The sequence below is a fragment of the Variovorax sp. FG153 genome, assembly GCF_057809595.1.
Map to the genome: position 1 here is coordinate 1 of NZ_JBMDKG010000081.1, position 21853 is coordinate 21853.

Sequence of the window (21853 nt, forward strand, 5' to 3'; positions counted from 1 at the left end):
CCGCGCCACGGTGCCGGCGCCCGCGCCGGCACCGCGCCCGCCCGCCAGCGGCAGCGTGGCCGGCCAGGCGCGCACCTTCTCGACCCAGCTCGCGACCTACACCGCGGTCGGCTTCGACGCGGTGCCGGGCTGGACCCGCGACGACTTCGCCGAGACCTGGCCCGCCTTCCTCGGCAGCTGCAAGGTGCTCAACGGCCGCGGCACCGAATGGAAGTCGGTCTGCGACCGCGCGACCAAGGTCGACGGCAAGAGCAATCCCTCGATCCGCAACTTCTTCGAGACCGAGTTCTCGGTCTACCAGATCCGCGACGACGACCGCCGCCCCGACGGCGTGGTCACCGGCTACTTCGAGCCCGAAATCCAGGGCAGCCGCAGCTACGCGCCGCCGTTCATCTACCCGGTGTACGGCCAGCCCGAGGACATGCTGTTCGCCGACGCGCGCAAGCTGCCCGCGGGCGACGGCACCGTGGCCGCGCGCGTGCAGGGCCGCAACGTGGTGGTGCAGACCGGCCTGAGCACGCGCGACATGGGCGCGCCGGGCCTCTACGCGCTCGACCTCTCGGGCATCGTGCGCGACACGCTCGACCGCAAGGTGCGCCTGCGCATCGAGGGCAAGCAGCTGCTGCCCTACTACACCCGCGAGGAGATCGAGACCAAGGGCGCGCCCAACGCCAAGGTGCTGGCCTTCGTCTCGAGCGCCACCGCGCTCTACGAGATGCAGATCCAGGGCTCGGGCCGCATCCGCCTGGCCAGCGGCGAGATGATCCGCGTCGCCTACGCCGAGCAGAACGGCCAGCCGTTCCGGCCCACGCTGGCGCAGGCCGCCAACGGCAAGCCGCGCAGCCCGGTCAAGGTGCGCGGCTCGTCGATCGAGCTCGACCTCGACGACGGCGACGACGACGATTCGGGCAACGTCTCGACCACCATCCGCACGCGCGGCTTCACGCTGGCGCGGCCCGCCGCGAGCGGAGCGGTGGTGGTGCCCGGGCGGCGCGCGGCCGGCCCGGTGGCCGGCACCGGCATCAAGGACCCGAGCTACGTGTTCTTCAAGGAGGCGGCCACGCCCGGCGGCCCGGTGGGCGCCTTCGGCGTGCCGCTGTCGGCCGGCCGCTCGATCGCGGTCGATCCGCGCAGCACGCCGCTGGGCTATCCGGTGTTTGTCTCGACGCGCACGCCCGGCAGCGGCGCGCCGATGCAGCGCCTGACCATCGCCCAGGACACCGGCGGCGCGATCCGCGGCGCGGTGCGGGCCGACTATTTCTTCGGCAACGGCCAGCAGGCCGCGACCAACGCGCGCCGCATGAAGGAACGCGGCCAGCTCTGGATCCTGCTGCCGCGCGGTCTGGCGGTGGCGAGCGCCGCGGCGTCCTCGGCGATCCGCACGCGCGGTGGACCGGTGGGCGCCGGCCTCGCGCAATGCCTGGTGCCGACCGAGGGCGTCTGCGAGGACGACTGAGGAGACGACAGCGTGAATGCCGCCACGAGGCCCGGCCCCGGCCGTTGAATCCATGCAGGAAACGCTGTCGTCCGAGGAAAGCGGCGAACTCGTGCGCCTGTGGCGCCGGCGCCAGACGCTCACGTCGAACGACATGGGCCGCATGTACCGCATCGTCGGCGACGCGCTGGTGGCCTGCAATCCGCCCGAGCTGCAGGTGCTCGGCGAAGGGCGCCAGGAACTGGTGGCGCAGTTCATCTACGTCAAGGTGCTGCGGCTCGATGCCGATCCCGACGAGGCCGAGGAGCGCGCGGGCCACAGCGCCCCCTCGACCGCCTTCGCGCTGTGCGCCTATTTCCGCCGCTACCTGATCGACTGCACGCGCTCGGCCGCCTTCAAGCGCAAGCTGTCGATCGGCGACCAGATCACCGAGGCCCAGCTCGAGGACGAACTGGGCGCCGACGAGGACCTCGAGGGCTGCCTGGCCGAGCATGGCCTCAGCAGCCTCGCGGTGCAGCAGGCGGCGCGCGCCTTCATCGCCGAGCTGCCCGAGCCCGAACGCATCCTGCTGTGCGAGGGCTTCGGCAAGGAGGCCGAGGGCGGCCTGTCGGGCATCGCCTCGCGCCATGCCATCGCCTCCTACCACTACCGCGCGGGCCGGCTCGGCCTGGTGCACAAACGCGAGGGCCTGACCGCCGACTACGCCAGGACCCGGCTCGGCGGCTGGATCCAGGGCACCCTGGGCATCGCCATCGAGGCCGACAACATGGCGGCGATCCTGCAGGTTTTCAAAATCCTGGGCGCTGAAGCGTCTTATGCCTGAAGACATAGCCATTCAGGAACAGACGCCATGACCACCCATCTCTGGCCACCGCTCAGCGCGATCCGCAGCGCCTTCGAAACCGGGCCCGGCGCGGCCGCGGCCTTCGCGCCCGAGACGCCCGGGCTCGCGACCGTCGCCATGCCCGGCACGCGCGCCGCGGCACCCGAAGCGGCCGCGCCGCCGCCGGTGGACCTGCTGCTGCCGCTGGCCGAGCTCGCGCGCCGCCGCGAGGCCGTGGCGCAGCGCAGCTTCGGCGCGCGCTGGGCGCCGGGCCGGCTGGTCAGCGTGGTGCACGAGGGCCGGCTGCTCGGCGTGCTGCTCGACCGTTGCATCCACGGCGAACTCTGGCAGGGCTGGATGGCGGCCGGCGAGGCCGACTGGGCCTCGGCCTTCGACGTGCTGCTCGAGCCCGACGACGAACCCTTCGAGCCGGCCTTCGGCCTGATCCAGGCCTGGAACGTGCTGACGCTCGAGCCGAGCCCGCAACTCGCCGCGCGCGTGCTCGGCGAGGTCTCGGCCACGCGGCTCGCCGCCATCCGCGCGGTGCACGACGAGTGGGCCGCGCAGGCCGCGCCCGCCATCGCGCCCGAGCCCGGCCGCATCGCGCTGCGCACCGTGGGCGGCGTGTTCGCCGTGCTGTCGGGCACGCCGCTGGGCCCGAAGGATCCGCGCGTCGACTACCAGTCGCTGTACCGCGACGCGGCGTCGCAGCTCGGTGCGGCCTGGCTGCCGGCCGCGCGCAACGCATCGGGCCCGGCCGCCGCGCCGCGCGCGCGGCCCCAGCCCGGCCCCGAGGGCGGCTGGTGGGGCAGCGTGCGGCGCTGGCTCGGCGCCGACGGCTGGATGCGGCCCGCGTTCGCGGTGCTGGCCCTGTGCGTGGTGGTGCAGAACGTGGGCCTGTTCGGCGGCCACGAGGCGCAGGACGAGGTGCGCTTCCGCTCGGTGCCCACGGCCCCGGTCGCGGCCGCTGCCGATCTCACGGTGCGCTGGAAGGACGGCGTGCGCGTGGACGAGGCCGACCGGCTGCTGCAGGCGATCTCGGCCGACGTGGTCGGCGGCCCCGGCAGCAACGGCGTGTGGCGGCTGCGCGTGCCCGACGTGGAGAAGAGCCTGCAGGTGCTGGCGGCCTCGCCGCTGGTCGAGGCGGCTGCACGGGCGTCGGAGCGGCCATGAGCCCTGTCGCGCGGCGGTCGATGGCGACGCGGGAGGCCTGGCTTTCGTGGCTCCTGCTGCTCGCGCTCGCCTGCCTCGCCCCGCGCGCCTTCGCCACCCAGCGCGCGCTGCTGGTGGGTGTCTCCGAACTCGTCAACCAGCCGCAGTCGCTGTGGCTGCAGGCGCCGCGCAACGACGTGGCGCTGATGCGCGACGCACTGCTCCGGCAGGGCTTCGGCGCGGGCGACATCACGACCCTGGCCGACGGCGTGAGCGGCGCCGCGCTGCCCGAGTCGCAGGCCATCCATGACGCGCTGTCGCGGCTGCTCGCGCAGTCGCGCAGCGGCGACTTCGTGCTGCTCTATTTCTCGGGCCACGGCACGCGCTGGCGCGATGCCACCAAGCGCTACCAGGAGCCCGACGGGCTGGCCGAGAACTTCCTCGCGCGCGACGTGCGCGGCGCCGTCGGCGTCGACAGCGCGCTCGCGGGCGGCGTGCGCGACGTCGACTTCGACGGCTGGGTGCAGGCCTTCCTCGCGCGCGGCGTGTTCGTCTGGTCGGTGTTCGACACCTGCGCCGCCACCTCGATGACGCGCAACGCCGGCGCCGCCGTGCCCGCGGTCGCCGAAGGCCCGGCCGACGACGAGGTGCGCTGGCGCGGCCTGCGCGCGGGCCAGCTGCGCGCCGCGCCGGCGGCCGTGCCGCCTGCCGCCCCGGCCGCGCCGCCGGTGGCCGAGCGCGTGGCGCGTGCGCGCTACGTCGCCTTCTTCGCGTCCGAGAGCCACCAGATCACGCCCGAGCTGCGGCTGCCGCGCCAGGGCCGCAACGCGCGGCCGCAGGGCCTGCTGACCTGGGCCGTGGCCGGCGCGCTCGAACGCCGACCCGCCACCTGGCGCGAGCTGTTCGACGGCGTGCTCGCGCTCTACCCGCCGGTGATCGACGAACTGGCGCAGCGCTTCCCGACCCGCGAGCTGCCCTCGCCGGTGGCCGAGGGCAACCTCGACGCGCCGCTGTTCGCCAACAGCGCCGGTGCCGTCTCCACCTTGCCGGCCTGGCGCGCGCAGCGCAGCGGCGACAGCCTGGTGCTGCAGGCCGGCCTGGTCGACGGCCTGCAACCGCAACAGGAACTGCGCATCAACGCCACGCTCGAGGACGGCACCGTGCGCAGCGCACCGGCACGGGTGCCGCAGGTCGATAGCGACAGCGCGCGCCTTCCCGTGCCCGCGGCGCTGCGCGAACTCTCGGGCGGCGCGCTGTGGAGCGCCTCGCCGCTGGCCGCGCCGGCCGCGTTCGCGTTGCGCGTGCGCGGCAACGAGCGTGGCCTGCCGCAGCGGCTGAGCCTCGACTATCCGGCCTCCGTGCTCGCGCTCGGCGCGGGCGACACCGCGGCGGCCGATGTGCGCTGGACCGACCTCGGCGCCGCCGGCCAGCGCATCGAGGTGCTGTCGGGCGCGCTCGGTGCCGGCACCCAGCTGCTCGCCGACGTGGCCGCCGCGCGGCGCCGCATCGAGACGCTGGCGCGCCTGAAATGGTGGAACCAGCTGCTGGCGATGAGCCAGGCCAGTGCCTCGCCGATCGAGGGCTTCGAGGCCGTGTTCGAGGTCTGGCGCGGCGACCGCCTGCTGCGCAGCGAACCCGCGCAGCGCGCCGCCGCCGGCCAACTGCTGCCGCTGCGCGAAGGCGAGCGCGCGGCGCTGCAGGTGCGCAATGCCAGCGGGGCCTCGGTCGACATGGTGGTGGTGGGCATCGATGGCCAGGGCGGCCTGCGTCCCGTCTATCCGGACGACCCCGGCGAGACCAACCGCTTCGAGCGCGGCACGCGCGAAGCGCCCGCGGCCAAGCGCTTCGAGCTGCCGTGGCTGGAGGCGCCCGGCGGCCGGTTGCTGGTGCTCGCCACCGCGGCCAGCCCCTACACCACGCCGCGGCTGTTCGGTGCCGCGCCGCTCGAAGCCGCGCTGCCCGAGGTGCGGGTGCGCGGCCAACTGGCCCCCGACAAGGCGCGGCAGACCTATGCCGCGATGGTGCGCTGGACGGGCGAGGGCCCGTCCGCGCGATGACTGTTTCTGTTCTCAGGAGATCGACATGAGCTGGACATACGACGGAAGACTGGACCCCGATGAGGCGCTGCGCCTGCTCGATCACCTCTCGGGCGAATCGGGCAACGACTTCGCGATGATGATCGAGAGCAAGGGCTCGCCCATCGAGGGCGAATCCCAGCGCACCTACGAGGACGGCAAGCAGCGCATGGAGATCGGCGGCTACTCGTACAAGACCGACGTGATCGTTCCGCCGGGCTCGAGCAAGGGCAAGCTGCGCAACTATCCCTTCATCGTCATCCGCGACTGCGATGCCGCCACCGCGTCGATCGCGAGCCTGCTGAAGAACCAGGACGCCGATCTCAAGGTCACGGTGTCGGTCTTCAAGGCCGGCGGCGACAGCTCGAAGGACCAGCAGTCGCACCTGGAGTTCGTGATGGAGGGCGCGCGCGTGCACTGCCACGCCATCGTCACCGGCGGCATGCCCAAGCGGCCCTGCGACATCATCTTCTTCAGCTACCGAAAGCTCGAGATCCGCTCGGCGCCGCAGCAAAAGAGCGGCGCGCGCGGCGCGGTGCGCACCTGCACCTTCGTCGAGGCGGCAGCATGAGCACCGCCGCCGAACTCCTCAAGGGGGCCGATCCGGCCGCCGCCCTCAAGGCGCTCAGCGACGACGTGCGCGCCAGGCCCGCCGACAGCAAGCCGCGCGTCTTCATGGCCCAGCTGCTGTGCGTGCTGGGCCAGTGGGAGCGCGCGCTCAACCAGCTGACGGTCGCGGCCGAGCTCGATGCGCTCGCCGTTCCGATGAAGCAGGTGTACGGCGAGGCCGTGCGCTGCGAAGGCCTGCGCGCCGAGGTGTTCGCCGGCACGCGCACGCCCATGATCTTCGGCCAGCCCGATGAATGGCTGGCGCTGCTCATCGAGTCGCTGCTGCGGCAGGGACGCGGCGAGTTCGAGCTGGCCGAAGACCTGCGCCAGCGCGCCTTCGAGGCGGCGCCGGCCATCGGCGGCAGCATCGACGGCGTGCCCTTCGAGTGGCTGGCCGACGCCGACATGCGGCTGGGCCCGGTGCTCGAGGCCTTCGTCAACGGCAAGTACTACTGGATTCCCTATGCACGGCTCGCGCGCGTGAAGATCGAGCCACCCGAGGACCTGCGCGACTGCGTGTGGATGCCCGCGCACCTGGACTTCGAGAACGGCGGCCAGACGCTGGCGCTGATCCCCACGCGCTACGAGGGCAGCGAGAAGTGCGAGGACGGCGAGCTGCAGCTCGCGCGCAAGACGGCGTGGCGGGAACTGCGTCCCGAGGTCTGGGCCGGTCACGGCCAGCGCGTGCTCGGCAGCGACCAGGGCGAATACGCGATCATGGACGTGCGCGAGATCGTCTTCGCGTCGCGGCCCGCCGAGGCCGAGGCCGGGGACGAGACGGACGACGGCGCGGCGACGGCGCAGGGCCGCGACGGTGGCTGAGCTCGGCGCGCAGGAGCGGCTGCAGCCTTCGCTGCTCGACCGGCTCGTCGACAACGCGCCCGACGAGAAGCGCGAGGGCGACGAGAAGCGCACGCTGACCAAGCAGGCGTTGCGCGCGGCCGTGCTGCGCGACCTGAGCTGGCTGTTCAACGCGACCGGCTACGGGCTCGCGATGGACGATCGCCAGTACCCGAACGCCGCGCGCTCCGTCATCAACTACGGATTGCCTATGCTGTCTGGCCAGTTCACCTCGTCGGTTCAGCGTGTCAGCATGGAACAGGCTTTGAAGAACGCAATCCTGCAGTTCGAGCCTCGCATCTTGTCACGCACCCTCGAAGTGGAACTGGTCATGGAAGGCCCCGCCCTGGACTCGCACAACAGCATCGGCCTGCAGATCCGCGGCATGCTGTGGGCGCAGCCCGTGCCGCTGGAGTTCCTCATGCGCAGCCGGGTCGACCTGGAGGAAGGACGCATCGAGATCGAGGACATGGCGCACCCGCAAAAGTAGTCATGGATCCACGGCTGTTGAACCTGTACGAGCAGGAACTGCGCTACTTCCGCGAAAGCTCGTCCGAGTTCGCCCGTGCCTTCCCGAAGATCGCGCACCGCCTCGGCATCGAGGGCCAGGAGGTCGCCGATCCCTACGTCGAGCGCCTGATCGAGGCCACGGCCTTCCTCTCGGCGCGCGTCAACCTCAAGCTCGATGCCGAATACCCGCGCTTCACCGGGCATCTGCTCGACATCGTCTATCCGCAATTCCTCGCGCCCACGCCGGCCATGGCGGTGGTCGCGTTCTCGCACGATCCCGACGATGCCAACCTCGCCACCGGTCCGACGCTGCCGCGCGGCGCGGGCCTGCGCGCTCGCCATGCGGTGGGCCAGAACACCTATTGCGAGTTCCGCACCGCCGGCGCGATGCGCCTGTGGCCGCTCGAGGTGCAGCGAGCCCAGTACTTCACCTACGCGCCCGACCTGCCGCTGACGACGCATGCGCAGGCGCGCGCGATCCGCGGCGGCCTGCGCCTGGTGCTGCGCACCACCGCGGGCCTGAACTTCAGCCAGATCGCGCTCGACGAGTTGGTGCTGCACCTGGGCGGCGCCGAGGACGTGGCCTGGCAGTTGCAGGAATGCGCGCTGGGCCAGCCCATCGGCGTGATGGTGCGGCCGCTGGGCGCCGGCGGCGCGCTGCAGGGCGAGGCGCGCAGCCTGCCGCCGAGCGCCATCGGCATGGTCGGCTTCGAGGACGACGAGGCGCTGCTGCCGGTCACGGCCACGGGCTTCTCGGGCTTCCGGCTGCTGCAGGAGTACTTCGCCTTTCCGCAGCGCTTCCAGTTCCTCAAGATCGCGGGCCTGCAGTCGGTGCTGCCCTCGATGCCGGTGACGCAGGTCGAGATCGTGCTGCTGTTCTCGCGCGGCGATGCCGCGCTCGAGAAGCTCGTGAGCGCCGAGAACCTGCAGCTGCACTGCGTGCCGGCCATCAACCTGTTTCACAAGCGGCTCGACCGCGTGCCGCTCGGCGAGGGCGTGAGCCAGTTCCACCTGGTGCCCGACCGCACGCGACCGCAGGACTTCGAAGTGCATACCGTGACCGAGGTGATCGGCCACGGCGCGCCGGGCGCCGACCGGGGCGCGGCCACCGAGCAGCCGTTCCGCCCCTTCTATTCGGCCTTCCACGGCACGCGCCACAGCCATCCGGCCTACTACACGACCACGCGCGAGCCGCGCATGCTGTCGGTGCGCCAGCGCACCGAGGGCAATCGCAGCAGCCACATCGGCTCCGAGGTCTACATGCAGATCGTCGATCCGCAGCAGGCGCCGTACGCGGCCAGCCTGCGCCAGCTCGCGGTGTCGGCGCTGTGCACCAACCGCGACCTGCCGCTGTTGCTGCCGATGGGCCGCGACAACGACTTCGACTGCGTCGACTCCTTCCCCGCGCAGCGCGTGCGCATGGTGCGCGGGCCCTCGCGGCCGGTGTCGCCGGTGGTGAGCCAGGGGCTGGGCTGGCGCGTGCTCGACCACCTCGCGCTCAACTACCTGTCGATCTCCGACAGCACGCCGCAGCAGGGCGCGGCCGCCCTGCGCGAGACGCTGATGCTCTATGCCTCGCATGCCGACGAGATGCGCCAGGGCCAGGTGCGCGGGCTGCTGTCGGTCACGAGCAAGCCGGTGGCGCGCCGCCTGCCGATGAAGGGGCCGATCGCCTTCGGGCGCGGCCTGGAGGTCACGCTCGAGGTCGACAAGGACGCCTTCCACGGCCATAGCGTGTTCCTGTTCGGCGCCGTGCTCGCGCGCTACCTGGCGCGCCATGTCGAGGTCAACCATTTCGTCGAGACCGTGGTGCGCATCGCGGGCAAGGGCGAGAACATGCGCTGGAGGCCGCTGTGCGGGACGCGCCAGATCCTCTAGCCGCGCCCGCGGCGCCCGAGGGAACGGTGGCCGCGCGTGTGGATGCCGCGCTGCGCCAGTGGTCCGACCAGCCCTGGGCCTACGACTACTTCGCGGTGCTGCGCCGGCTCGAGTCGGCCGCCGCGACCACGCCGCGCTGGGGTCGCGCGCTGCTGCCGAGCGCCGAGCCGGTGCGCGTGGGCCAGGAGCCCTCGCTGTCGTTCGCGCCCGCCGCCTTCAGCCGCTTCGAGCCGGCCGGCGCGCATTCGCCGCCGCGGCTGCGCCAGCATTTCTTCGCCTACATCGGCCCCAACGGGCCGCTGCCGGTGCACCTGAGCGACTTCATCCGCGAGCGCAGCCTGAACCATGGCGACCCGACCTGGCTCGCCTTCCTCGACAGCTTCCTGCACCGCTTCTCGCTGCATTTCTACCGCGCCTGGGCGCAGGCGCGGCCCGCGGTCGCGCTCGACCGGCCGGGCGAGGACCGCTTCCGGCTGCAGATCGGCGCGCTGGTGGGCATCGGCACGCCGGGGCGCATCGGGCGCGACGAGATCCACGACGACGCGCGGCTGCACTTCTCGGGCTGGCTCGCGCGCCGCGTGCACAGCGCCGAGGGCGTGGAGTCGGTGCTGTGCAGCTACTTCGGCGTGCCGGTGAAGCTCGAGCGCTGGGTCGGCCACTGGATGAGCCTGCCCGATGCCGAACTCACGCGGCTGGGCCGCGGCGAGAGCTCGCGCGCGATGGGCCTGGGCGCGATGCTCGGCACCCGCGCCTGGGACCGCCAGCACCGCGTGCGCCTGCATGTCGGGCCGCTCGACCTCGCGCGCTACCGCATGTTCCTGCCGATCGGCGATGCGCAGCCGGTGCTGCAGCGCTGGATGCTGCAGCTGCTGGGCGGCGAGCTCGAGTGGGACGCCGAACTGGTGCTGCGCAAGGAGCAGGTGCCGCCCACGCGGCTCGGCCAGCAGCGCGGCAACGCGCCGCGGCTGGGCTGGATCTCGTGGCTCGGCGAGCGGCCGCGTTCGCGCGACGCGAGCGACGTGCGCATCGCGAGCCGGCCCGGCGGCGAGGCGCATCCGCGCGCGCCGGCTTTTCAATAAAAAACCCTTTCGTTCGTCTTGAAGAGATACGGAGTCCTCCATGAGTGAAATCAGCCGCACCGCCCTGTTCGGGAAACTCAATTCGCTGGCCTACAAGGCCATCGAAGGCGCGACCGTGTTCTGCAAGATGCGGGGCAATCCGTACGTCGAGCTCGAGCACTGGTTCGCCCAGCTGCTGCAGGCGCAGGACTCCGACCTGCACCGCGTGATCCAGCACTACGGCCTCGACGTCTCGGTGATCGCCAAGGACATGACGGCCGCGCTCGACCGCCTGCCGCGCGGCGCCACCGCCATCAGCGACTTCTCGCCGCACATCGAGAACGCGATCGAGCGCGCCTGGACCTACGCCACCCTGCAGTTCGGCGAGGCGCAGGTGCGCACCGGCTACCTGCTGGTGGGCATGCTCAAGACGCAGAGCCTGCGCAACCCGCTGTTCGGCCTGTCGAAGCAGTTCGAGAAGGTCAAGGTCGAGGACCTGGCCGAGAACTTCGTGAAGATCTGCGATGCCTCGCCCGAGGCCCAGATGCGCGCGCAGGACGGCACCGGCATGGGCAGCGGCGCGCCCGGCGAGGACGCGGGCGCGATGGCGCCGGCCGCCATGGGCAAGGGCGATGCGCTCAAGAAGTTCGCGGTCGACCTGACCGAGAAGGCGAAGAAGGGCGAGATGGACCCGGTCACGGGCCGCGACGAGGAGATCCGCCAGATCGTCGACATCCTGATGCGCCGGCGCCAGAACAATCCGCTGCTGACCGGCGAGGCCGGCGTCGGCAAGACCGCCGTGGTCGAGGGCTTCGCGCAGCGCCTCGCGCGCGGCGACGTGCCGCCGCAGCTCAAGGACGTGAAGCTGCTCACGCTGGACATCGGCCTCTTGCAGGCCGGCGCGAGCATGAAGGGCGAGTTCGAGCAGCGGCTGCGCCAGGTGATCGACGAGGTGCAGAGCTCGCCCACGCCGATCATTCTCTTCATCGACGAGATCCACACCCTGGTGGGCGCGGGCGGCGCGGCCGGCACCGGCGACGCGGCCAACCTGCTCAAGCCCGCGCTGGCGCGCGGCAACCTGCGCACCATCGGCGCCACCACCTGGGCCGAGTACAAGAAGTACATCGAGAAGGACCCCGCGCTGACGCGGCGCTTCCAGGTCGTGCAGGTGCCCGAGCCCGACGAGACCAAGGCCATCCTGATGCTGCGCGGCGTGGCCAGCGTGCTCGAGAAGCACCACCGCGTGCAGCTGCTCGACGAGGCCATCGAGGCCGCCGTGAAGCTGTCGCACCGCTACATTCCCGCGCGCCAGCTGCCCGACAAGGCCGTGAGCCTGCTCGACACCGCCTGCGCGCGCGTGGCCGTGAGCCAGCACGCGACGCCGCCCGAGGTCGAGGACTGCATGCGCCGCATCGAGGGCCTGACGGTCGAGCAGGAGATCATCGGCCGCGAGGAGGCGATCGGCATCGACGTCACCAGGCGCGCGGCGCAGGTGTCGGCGCTGCTGGCCGAGTCGAAGGCGCAGCTCGAGGTGCTGAACGCGCGCTGGCAGGAAGAGAAGGGCCTGGTCGACCGGCTGCTGGAACTGCGCGCGAAGCTGCGCACGGGGAACAAGCCGGTGGATGCGCCGGCCGGCACCGAAGCCGCGCCCGCCGAGGCCGCGCCCGACCGCGCCGCATTGCTCGCCGAACTGCACGAGCTGCAGGCGAAGATCCACGCGGTGCAGGGCGAGTCGCCGCTGATCCTGCCCTCGGTCGACGAGCAGGCCGTGGCCTCGGTGGTCGCCGACTGGACCGGCATTCCGGTCGGGCGCATGGTCAAGAACGAGGTCGAGGCGGTGCTCAAGCTCGCCGACACGCTCAACCAGCGCGTGATCGGCCAGAAGCACGGCCTCGAGATGATCGCGCGCCGCATCCAGACCTCGCGCGCGCGGCTGGACAACCCGCAGAAGCCGATCGGCGTGTTCATGCTGTGCGGCACCTCGGGCGTCGGCAAGACCGAGACCGCGCTCGCGCTGGCCGAGGCGCTGTACGGCGGCGAGCAGAACATCATCACCATCAACATGAGCGAGTTCCAGGAGGCGCACACCGTCTCCACGCTCAAGGGCGCGCCTCCGGGCTACGTGGGCTACGGCGAGGGCGGCATCCTGACCGAGGCCGTGCGCCGCCGGCCCTACAGCGTGGTGCTGCTCGACGAGGTCGAGAAGGCGCACCCCGACGTGCACGAGATCTTCTTCCAGGTCTTCGACAAGGGCTGGATGGAGGACGGCGAGGGCCGCATGATCGATTTCAAGAACACGATCATCCTGCTGACCACCAATGCCGGCAGCGAGCTCGTCATGAGCATGTGCCGCGATCCCGAGCTGCTGCCCGATCCGAACGCGCTGGCCGATGCGCTGAAGGCGCCGCTGATGAAGGTGTTCCCGCCCGCGCTGCTGGGCCGCATCGTCACCATTCCCTACTACCCGCTGTCGCCCGAGATGATGAAGAAGATCGTGCGGCTGCAGCTGGGCCGCATCAAGAAGCGCGTCGAGACCAACCACGGCGTGCCCTTCGAGTACAGCGACGCGGTGGTCGACCAGGTGGTCGCGCGCTGCCAGGACCCGGAATCGGGCGGCCGCGTGATCGACGCCATCCTGACCAACACCGTGCTGCCCACGATCTCGGTCGAGTACCTGCAGCGCCTGGCCGCCGGCGGCGAGATCCGCCGCGTCGCGCTCGACGTCAAGGACGCCGATTTCACCTACGCCTTCGATTGAGGCTCCCCGAAGAGATCCACCCATGGCCGACCACGAGTTCCGCATCGAAACCGATTCGCCCGCCAAGGACGACCTGATGTTCTGGCGCATCGTGGGTCACGAGGCGCTGGCGCGCCCTTCGACCTACGAACTCACGGTGCTGTCGGAGAACAGGGCCATCGATGCCACGGACATCCTCGGGCGCGCCTTCGACCTGGTCGTCGAGTTCGAGGACAAGGATGGCGGCAAGCACGAGCGGCACTGCCAGGGCCATGCGGTGCGCTTCGTGCGCGCGGGCCACGTGGGGCGCCACTTCGAGTACCGCATCACGCTGCGATCGTGGTTCTGGCTGCTGACCAAGCGCATCAACTCGCGCATCCTGCAGGACAAGAAGGTGCTCGAGGTGCTCGACGCGGTGTTCGAGGACAGCCCGATCAAGCGCTTCAAGAAGACCAAGACCGGCAACGTCATCGGCACCCACAACCCGCGCCGCTACTGCGTGCAGCACCAGGAGAGCGACTACCAGTTCCTTTCGCGCCTGATCGAGGACGAGGGCATCTACTACTGGTTCGACGCGCACGATGCGCCGGGCACCATGCACCTGTCGGACGCGAGCGATCTCGCGCACGAGAAGCTGCCCGTGGCGGCGACGCTGCGCTACGTGCTCGGGGGCGCGAGCGAGGCGCGCCACGAGGAGATCTGGCACTGGACCCACGCGCGCCAGTTCGACACCGGCAAGCAGGCCTCGCGCGACAGCGACTTCAAGGCGATCCGCAAGAAGCTGGGCGCCGCCATCGATGCCTCCGACAGCCACGAGCTGGCCGATTTCGAGGCCTTCGAGTTTCCCGGCGGCTACTTCAAGGGCGACGAGGCCGAGAACCGCACCAAGCTGCGCGGCGAAGAGCTCAACGCGCGGCGCGACCGCCACTGGGCGCTGACCGGATGGCCCGACGTGGCGGCGGGCCGCAGCTTCAAGTTCGAAGGCGATCCCGACGGCACCCGCGACGGGGACTACCTGATCGCGGCCTGCACCTTCATGCTCAGCCACCCCGGCTACGAGAGCGCGAGCGCCGACGCCACCGCGCCGCGCAAGCTCTACACGGCGCTGGCCGAGGCACTGAAAGACGATGCGGTGAACGCCGACACGCTGCAGGAACTCGAGAACCTGATCGCCGAGACGCCGATGCTCGAGGGCTCGCAGCCCGGGACCAGCGTGTTCCTGATCACCGCGATTCCGCTGGAGCGCAGCTACCGGCCGCCGCGCCTGACGCCGCGCGTGACCATGCCGGGGCCACAGACGGCCATCGTGGTCGGCCCGGCGGGCGACGAGCTGCACGTGGACGACCATGGCCGCGTGAAGGTGCATTTCCACTGGGACCGCTACGACGAGAGCAACGAGAAATCCACCTGCTGGGTGCGCGTGTCGCAGCCCTGGGGCGGCAAGGGCTGGGGCGGCTACTTCATCCCGCGGATCGGCCAGGAGGTGATCGTCGACTTCCTCAACGGCGACCCCGACCGGCCGGTGATCGTGGGCCGCGTCTACAACGACGACCAGCCCATCCCCTACAAGTCGCCCACGCAGAGCGGCTTCCGCACCCGGTCCACGCCCGGCGGCGGCGCGAACAACTACAACGAGATCATGTTCGAGGACAAGAAGGGCGAGGAGAACATCACCATCCACGCCGAGCGCAACATGAGCCGCAGCGTGGAGCTCGACGATTCGACCTCGGTGGACCGCGACCAGACGGTGACGGTGAAGCGCGACCAGACCTCCACCGTCGTGCGCGACCGCAAGACCACCGTGGAGAACAACGACACCACGATCATCCAGCAGTTCCAGAAGCTGACCGTCGGCAAGAACCAGGACAACCACGTGGTCGGCTACCAGACCACGAACGTCGACATCGACCACGCGCTGCTGGTGAAGGGCCACCACAAGATCCACGCGGACGGCAACCGGACCGATTCCACCGGCGGCAACGAAACGCGCTCGGTCACGGGCACGCAGACCATCACGGTCAAGGGCGGCGTGAAGTACAAGGCGCCGACCATGCTGTTCGAGGCCGGGCACATCGAGTTCAAGGTGACCGGCGGCAACTCGATGAAGATCGATGCCAACGCCGCGCCTTACGCGGCGGCGTTCCAGAAGTACACGCTGGTGAGCAACACCGAGCTCAACATGGTGGCGATCGGGAACATCAATACCGTGTCGGTGGGCTCGAACACCACGGTGCTCGGCCCGAACACCAGCGGCTACATCGGCAACAACACCGACTTCAACCTCGGCGTCGCCCGCTCGACCTTCATGGGGCTGAGCATGGAGAACGCGCTGGGCGTGGCGATGTCGAACTTCCTCGGATTGAAGATCGAGAACACGCTGGCCGTCACCATGGAGTCGACCGCGGGCCTGAAGATCGAGCGCGACGGCACCTCGGTGCGCCAGGCGCCGCTGCATTCGATCATGCCCGGTGCGGGCGCCGGCGCCGGCACCGATGCCACGGCCGCGATGGCGAACGCCGGCACGGTGGGCGCCGTCGCGGGCCTGGGCTACGGCATCGTCTCCATGCTCAGCGGCGCCGCGTCCCTGGGCTCCCAGTACGGCGATGCGCGCAAGATGCTCAACGAGATCCTGTCGAGCCCGGACGTCGACAAGATCCCCGGCATGCGCGGGCGGCTCGAGCGCATGCGCAATCTGGTGGGCACCAATGTCAGCGACGGCCTCGCGCTGATCCTGACGGGCGGTGCCGCCGGGCCGGTCCTGGGCCTGCTGGGCATGGTGCCTGGCGTGGACGCGGTCGGCAGCGAGCGTGGCGCCAACGAGCTGCTGGAGCGGGACGACAGCGGCAATCCCAAGAACTGAACGGGCAGGCAGCCGCGCGAGCCACCATGCAAGTCGTCAAACCCCAGGCGCTGTGCCTGAGCACCCGACCGATCGAGTACCGCAAGCGCTTCGGCCTGTGCGTCACGGCCATGCTGCACGTGCCGTTCGCGCAGGCCGAGGGCGGCACGGTCTGGGGCGAGCAGTCGGCCTGGAACTTCATCGGCCGCGAGATGCCGGTACCGCTGGTCGACGAGGGCGTGGCCAAGCTCACGTCCGAGTTCCTGGTGCACGGCAAGGCCTTCGCACCGGCCGCGAACCCGCAGGCCTGCGCCGTGCGCGCCCGGCTCGGCGACCGCAGCAAGACCCTGCTGGTGTTCGGCGACCGCCGATGGGACGGCGCCCAGGCGACCCGGCCATCGGCCTTCGAGGCGATGCCCATCGACTGGGCACACGCCTATGGCGGTCCTTCGGTGCCGACCAATCCCGAGGGCATCGGCGCGGCGGCCGAGAACGGCGTGCACCGGCTGCCGAACGTGGAGCGGCCCGACCAGCCGCTGCGCGATCCGGCGCAGGCCGTGGCGCCCGCGGGCTTCGGCCAGCGCGGGCCGATGCATCCGGAGCGCGCGCGCTTTCGCGGCACCTACGATGCGGACTACCTCAAGGAGCACGCGCCGGGCTTCGCCCCCGATCTCGACTGGCGCTACTTCAATCTCGCGCCCGAGGACCAGTGGTTCGACGCGCCGCTGCGGGGCGACGAGACCTTCCAGTTCGACCACATGCACCCGGACAAGCCCTCGATCGAGGGCCGGCTGCCCGGCCTGCGCGCGCGCGTGTTCGCCGACTACCGTGCCGCGGGGGCGGCCGAGCCGCGCCTGCGCGAAGTGCCGCTGCGGCTGACGACGGTCTGGTTCTTTCCGCATGCGGAGCGGGCGTTGCTGCTGTTCCAGGGACTGGCGGAGGTCGCCACCGACGACGGCTCCGACGTGCATGGGCTGCTCGGTGCGATCGAGCGGCTCGATGCAGCGCGCTCCGATGCCCACTACCTCGATGCGCTCGCGCGCCGCGCCGATCCGCGCTGGGGCGGGGTCGAGAGCCTGGACGACGGCGACCTGCTGCCCGAGGGCATCGACGCCAGCGACCCCGAGGCCGAACGCGCCGCCGAGGCCTTCGCGAGCCAGGGCCTGCAGGCGCAGGCGCAATACCGCCGCGCCGAGATCGACGTGGCGCTGGCGCGCGAGGAACTGCGTGCCAGCGGCCGCGATCCCGACGCGCTGGGCGTCGTCATGCCCCCGCGCGAGCAGCCGCCCGCGCCCGCGCAGCGCGTGGCCTACCTCAAGAAGAAGACGCTCGAGGCCGAGCAGCAGAAGCTGGCGGCCATCGACGACGCGCTCGATGCGCTCGAGAAGGCCGTGGCCACGCACAAGGCGAACAAGGCGATGAAGCCGCTGGAACACCGCGGCCCGCCGGTCTTCAATGCCGACGTGGCGCTGGAGCGCCTGAAGGCCGCGAACGCCGGCGCCACCGGCGGCTTCGACCTCGCGGCCACGCATGCCCAGTTGCTGCGACAGGAGGCGATGGAGCGGATCGGCTACCTGCAGGGTGCGCACGAACAGCTGGCCGCGCCCGCGATGCAGGCCGCGCAGGCCGCGACCTTGAAGGAGGGCATGCGGCAGGCGCTGGCCGGCGGCTTGCGCTTCTTCGTCGGCATGGACTTCACGGGCGCCGATTTCTCTGGACTCGACCTGCGCGACGTCAACTTCACCGGCGCCTGGCTCGAAGCCGTGGACTTCAGGCAGGCCAATGTCTCGGGCGCGAACTTCTCGGCCGCCGTGTTGGCCCATGCCTGCCTCGAGGGCGCGATCGGCATCAAGGCCACGCTGCGCACCGCGAACCTGGGGCGCTCGCGCTGGAAGGGGGCGGTGTTCGACGAAGCCGACTTCACCGACGCCCAGCTCTCGCATGCCGACCTCGGCGGGGCGTCGCTGCGCCGCGCGCGGATCCAGGGCGCGATGTTGATCGGCACCCGCTGGGAAGGCGCCGATGCGCATGGGCTGCAGGCGACCGAGCAACTGTTCTACCGGCTGTCGCTCAAGGGCCAGTCGTTCGCCGAGGCCGCGCTCGCGGCCTGCCAGTTCGTCGAATGCGAGCTCGCGGGGGCCGACTTTCGCGAGGCCGACCTGACCCAGGCCAACCTCGTGTCCTGCGCGCTGGACGGCGCCAGGTTCGGCGGCGCGCAGGGCAAGGGCATGGTGTTCGCCCGGAACTGCAGCCTGGTCGAGGCCGATTTCTCGGGGGCCCGGATGCAGGGGGTCAATTTCGGCGCGGCCGACATGTCGCGCGCGCGCCTGGTGGGCAGCGTGCTGGACGGCGCCAACCTGTGCGAGGCCGGCCTGTCCGACAGCGATTGGCGGCTGGCCAGCGCCAAGGGCGCGCTGCTGCGCCGTACCGTGCTGCGGCGCGCCCGGCTGGCCGGCGTGAACTTCAGCGAGGCGATCCTGCAGCATGCCGACCTGCGCGGCTGCGACCTGCGCAACAGCAACCTGTTCGCGGCGGACCTGTCGCGCGCGCGGCTCGATGGCGACGTGCGCCTCGAAGGTGCGCTGCTCAAGCGCGCGCGCACCTGGCCGCGGCTCACGCCCGAGCAACAGGCGGCCGCATGAGGAGCGCGATGCCATGAATGCCACCACGCTCGCGCTGGCCGTGCTGCTCGGCGAATCGATCCCCGGCCTGGACCTGTCGGGCGGGCACTACGCGCAGGCGCAACTGGCCGGGGGCCTGTTCGACCGCGTCGATTTCTCCAAGGCCGACCTGCGCGGCGCCGACCTGCGCGAGGCGGTGTTCAACCAGTGCGACCTGCGCGGCGCGCTGCTGGGCGGCGCGCGGCTGCAGCGCGCCGTGTTCAGCCAGTGCCGCATGGACCACGTCGACCTGAGCGCGGCCGCGCTGCACGCGGCCGTGCTGAGCGAATGCCAGGCGCCGCATGCCGATCTGCGCGAGGCCGACCTCAGCATGCTCGCCTGCACCAAGACCCGGCTCGACCATGCCACGCTGCGCGGCGCGCTGCTCGATGCCTGCGTGCTGAGCGACAGCAGCCTGCTCGACCTCGGTGCGGAGTCGACGCGCTGGGTGCATGCGACCGTGGCCGGCTGCGACCTGCGCCACGCGGCATGGCGCGGCGCCAGCATGTTGCGCGTGGCCTTCTCGACCACCCGGCTCGCGGGGCTGTCCTTCGACGGCGTGACGCTCGAGGGCTGCCAGTTCGCGGGCGCCGACCTGCGCGGCGCGCAGTTCAGCGGGGCGCCGCTGCGCCAGTGCAATTTCCAGGGCGCCAAGCTCGACGAGGCCCGCTTCGACCGCATCGACGCGCCGCTGGCCCTGTTCTGCGAGGCCGAGGGCGCCGGCGTCGATTTCTCCGATGCGATCTTGACGCAGGCGCTGTTCACCGGCGCCAGGCTGCCGCAGGCGAAGTTCGGCGGCGCGCGCCTGCATCAGGCCCATTTCGCTGGCGCCGTGCTCGACGGCGCGCACTTCGCGGGCGCCGACCTCGGCTATGCCGACCTGCGCCACGCGCGCCTGCACCGCGCCGACCTGCGCGGCGCGACCCTCGTGCGCGCCTGCCTGCACCGCGCCATGACCGAGGAGGCGCAGATCGACGATCGCGCCCGCGCGCTCGAGACCGACCCCCAGCTGGCGCAGTCCGAGGACTGGCGCCCGGTGCCGGTCTGACCGGCGGCCGGCACCGGCTTCCTCCCTTTCCACCGATTTCCCCGCAACGGAACTCCCGCCATGAAGACCACCGCCCACCACTCCGCGCGCCGCCGCACGGCCGCCGCGCGCGGCACCCGACCGACCGAGACCGAGACGCCGTCGCCGGCCGCGCTCCCCGAGCGCTGCTGGACCGCGTTGCTGGAGGCCGGGCCCGATGGCACGCCGTGCATCCGCGAGGGCGGAACGCTCCGGCCGGTGCGCGCCGCCGCGGGCTGCCTGCTGGTGCCGATGGCCGGCGACACCGTGCTGTGCTTCGGTGCGGCCACCGGCGAGCGCTGGGTGCTCTCGGTGCTCGAGCGCGGCGCGGGCGCGCGGGAGCGGGTGCTGCGCTGCGAGGGCGACACGCGGCTCGTGGTCGAAGGTGGCCGGCTCGCCCTGGAGGCCGAGCGGCTGCAACTGGGCGCGGACCACCTGGCGCTGCGCGCGAAGACCGCCGCGGTTTCGCTCGACACGACGGAGTTCGTCGGCGAGCGCGTGCGCATGGTGGCGAGCACCTTCAAGCTCGTGGGCAGCGTGCTGAGCACGGTGATGGACCGTGTCAACCACTTCAGCCAGCACTACCTGCGCACGACCAAGGGGCTGGACCGCGTGCACGCGGCCCACATCGAGCGCGATGCGTCCGAGCTGCTGCACCTGCGCGGCGAGCACGCGCTGATCAACGGTGCCAAGCTCGTGAAGACGCGCGGCGCGCAGATCCACTTCGGCTGAAGCGCCATGTTCGCCAACTGCCAGCTGATGGGCATGGACATGGGCTTCCCCGATGTCTGCATCACGCCCGCCGCGCCGTCGCCGATCCCGGTGCCGTATCCCAACATCGCGATGGGCCCGATGGCCATTCCGAACTGCCCGACGATCCTGTTCATGGGCATGCCGGCCCACAACCTCGGAACCACCATTCCCATGACCAACGGCGACAACGCGGGCGTGCTGCTGGGCGTGGCGTCGGGCACGGTCATGGGGCCCAGCCGCCATCTGACGGGGGCCTTCACGGTGCTCCTCAACAGCATGCCGGCCACGCGGCTGACCAGCAGCTCGCTGCAGAACAGCACCAACTGCCCGGGCGTGCGCACGGTGCCGAGCCAGACGCTGGTGCTGCTGCTGGCGCCCTGAGCGCCGCGGCGGGAACGGCCTATCTCTTAAGGCGAGATTGCCAAGGCGTCTTGCGGAATGAATACTCCTCGCGAGATTCTTCGCGTGCTCGTGCGCAGTTGTATGGGCGTCGCCCTGGGGGCCGGTTCATGATCCAGATCACTGTTGTCACCCGTCAAGGCGTCCCGGCGGGACCGTCGCTGTCGGCGGACTTCGGCCCCAATGGCGGCACCATCGGCCGCGCCGACACCAACACGCTGGTGCTCGACGATCCCGACCGCACGGTTTCGCGCGTGCACGCGCAGGTGCTGTGCCGCGACGGCCGGTACTTCGTGATCGACCGCGGCAGCAACCCCATGCAGTGCAACGGCGTGTCGCTGGGCGCGGGCAAGGAGGCGGCGCTCGCCGATGGCGCGCGGCTGGTGGTCGGCAGCTTCGAGCTCGTGGTGCGCGCGCAGGCGGCCGCGAGCGCGCCGGTACCGGCCGCGGCGCCGCTCGCGATTCCCGAGACGATCATGGGCCTGTCGGGCGCGAAACCCGCGGCGGCCGCGAGCGACGATCCCTTCGCCGACCTGCTCGCTGGCCTCGCGCCGCCGGCGGCACCGGCCGCGTCGCCCGCGCCTTCCCCGGCCGCGCCGGCCGCCGCGGATCCGCTGCTCTTTCCCGATCCGATGGCCACCGGTTCGCGCAACGCGCAGGCCGCGCAGATCGATCCCTTCGCCAACCTGCTCGGCCCCGACCCGTCGTCGGCGCCCGCGGCCGGCCTCGGCGCGCTCGACGACTTCTCCGACCTGGGCCGGCCGCCCGCGCACGGCAAGGCCGCGAGCATCGACGACCTGTTCGGCGGAGCGCCGGGCACCGGTGGCATCGGCGGCGATCCGCTGGCGCTGTCGCCGCTGGCCGACCCGCTGTTGCAGCCCAACACCGCCGCCGATGCCGATCCGCTCGCCGCGCTGCAGCGCGCGGCGCCGTCCACGCCGCTGCCGCGGCCGGACCACCTGCCGATCGAGCAGTTCGGCTTCACGCCGCCGCGGGCCGTCACGGCGCCGCCCGCGCCC

Annotated in this window: 16 protein-coding genes; all 16 read left to right on the plus strand. The window is 71.5% G+C overall.

The window, feature by feature from the left end:
• Window positions 1-1456 (plus strand): murein transglycosylase A (gene mltA / locus ACODT0_RS41215; RefSeq protein WP_489043936.1); only part of this gene is annotated, 1456 nt, incomplete at its 5' end.
• 52 nt (window positions 1457-1508) lie between these two features.
• Window positions 1509-2258, plus strand: coding sequence for a hypothetical protein (locus tag ACODT0_RS41220; protein WP_057596830.1), 750 nt, complete (start codon window positions 1509-1511; stop codon window positions 2256-2258).
• A gap of 27 nt (window positions 2259-2285) precedes the next feature.
• A complete protein-coding gene (locus tag ACODT0_RS41225) occupies window positions 2286-3431 on the plus strand; it encodes a hypothetical protein (protein WP_489043937.1) in 1146 nt (381 codons plus the stop codon).
• Window positions 3428-5467 (plus strand): caspase family protein, encoded by a 2040-nt coding sequence (locus ACODT0_RS41230; protein ID WP_261217133.1) that lies wholly within the window; start codon window positions 3428-3430, stop codon window positions 5465-5467. Before ACODT0_RS41225 ends, ACODT0_RS41230 begins: the two co-directional genes overlap by 4 nt.
• A gap of 25 nt (window positions 5468-5492) precedes the next feature.
• The gene (locus ACODT0_RS41235) at window positions 5493-6056 is read left to right on the plus strand and encodes a type VI secretion system tube protein Hcp (RefSeq protein WP_057596833.1); all 564 of its coding nucleotides are present in this window, start codon (window positions 5493-5495) and stop codon (window positions 6054-6056) included.
• Window positions 6053-6916, plus strand: a complete 864-nt coding sequence (locus tag ACODT0_RS41240) for a type VI secretion system accessory protein TagJ (RefSeq protein WP_489043938.1) — start codon at window positions 6053-6055, stop codon at window positions 6914-6916. The genes ACODT0_RS41235 and ACODT0_RS41240 overlap by 4 nt, the downstream gene beginning before the upstream one ends.
• A complete protein-coding gene (gene tssE, locus ACODT0_RS41245; RefSeq protein WP_296735959.1) occupies window positions 6909-7424 on the plus strand; it encodes a type VI secretion system baseplate subunit TssE in 516 nt (171 codons plus the stop codon). The genes ACODT0_RS41240 and tssE overlap by 8 nt, the downstream gene beginning before the upstream one ends.
• Before the next feature lie 2 nt (window positions 7425-7426).
• Complete coding sequence (tssF, locus tag ACODT0_RS41250; RefSeq protein ID WP_413761585.1) at window positions 7427-9322, plus strand: type VI secretion system baseplate subunit TssF; 1896 nt, start codon at window positions 7427-7429, stop codon at window positions 9320-9322.
• Window positions 9323-9348: 26 nt separating this feature from the next.
• The gene (gene tssG, locus ACODT0_RS41255) at window positions 9349-10401 is read left to right on the plus strand and encodes a type VI secretion system baseplate subunit TssG (RefSeq protein ID WP_261217127.1); all 1053 of its coding nucleotides are present in this window, start codon (window positions 9349-9351) and stop codon (window positions 10399-10401) included.
• Window positions 10402-10441: 40 nt separating this feature from the next.
• Window positions 10442-13138 (plus strand): type VI secretion system ATPase TssH, encoded by a 2697-nt coding sequence (tssH, locus tag ACODT0_RS41260; RefSeq protein ID WP_413761583.1) that lies wholly within the window; start codon window positions 10442-10444, stop codon window positions 13136-13138.
• A 22-nt stretch (window positions 13139-13160) separates the two neighbouring features.
• Entirely contained in the window at window positions 13161-15977 is a 2817-nt protein-coding gene (locus ACODT0_RS41265) for a type VI secretion system Vgr family protein (RefSeq protein ID WP_422098172.1), read from the plus strand.
• 26 nt (window positions 15978-16003) lie between these two features.
• Entirely contained in the window at window positions 16004-18598 is a 2595-nt protein-coding gene (locus ACODT0_RS41270; RefSeq protein WP_489043939.1) for a DUF2169 family type VI secretion system accessory protein, read from the plus strand.
• A gap of 13 nt (window positions 18599-18611) precedes the next feature.
• Window positions 18612-19664 (plus strand): pentapeptide repeat-containing protein, encoded by a 1053-nt coding sequence (locus ACODT0_RS41275; RefSeq protein WP_261217096.1) that lies wholly within the window; start codon window positions 18612-18614, stop codon window positions 19662-19664.
• 60 nt (window positions 19665-19724) lie between these two features.
• Complete coding sequence (locus ACODT0_RS41280; RefSeq protein ID WP_296735970.1) at window positions 19725-20414, plus strand: DUF3540 domain-containing protein; 690 nt, start codon at window positions 19725-19727, stop codon at window positions 20412-20414.
• A 6-nt stretch (window positions 20415-20420) separates the two neighbouring features.
• Window positions 20421-20816, plus strand: a complete 396-nt coding sequence (locus ACODT0_RS41285) for a DUF4150 domain-containing protein (protein WP_057596841.1) — start codon at window positions 20421-20423, stop codon at window positions 20814-20816.
• A 128-nt stretch (window positions 20817-20944) separates the two neighbouring features.
• A partial coding sequence (locus ACODT0_RS41290) for an FHA domain-containing protein (protein ID WP_489043940.1) occupies window positions 20945-21853 on the plus strand: 909 nt, incomplete at its 3' end.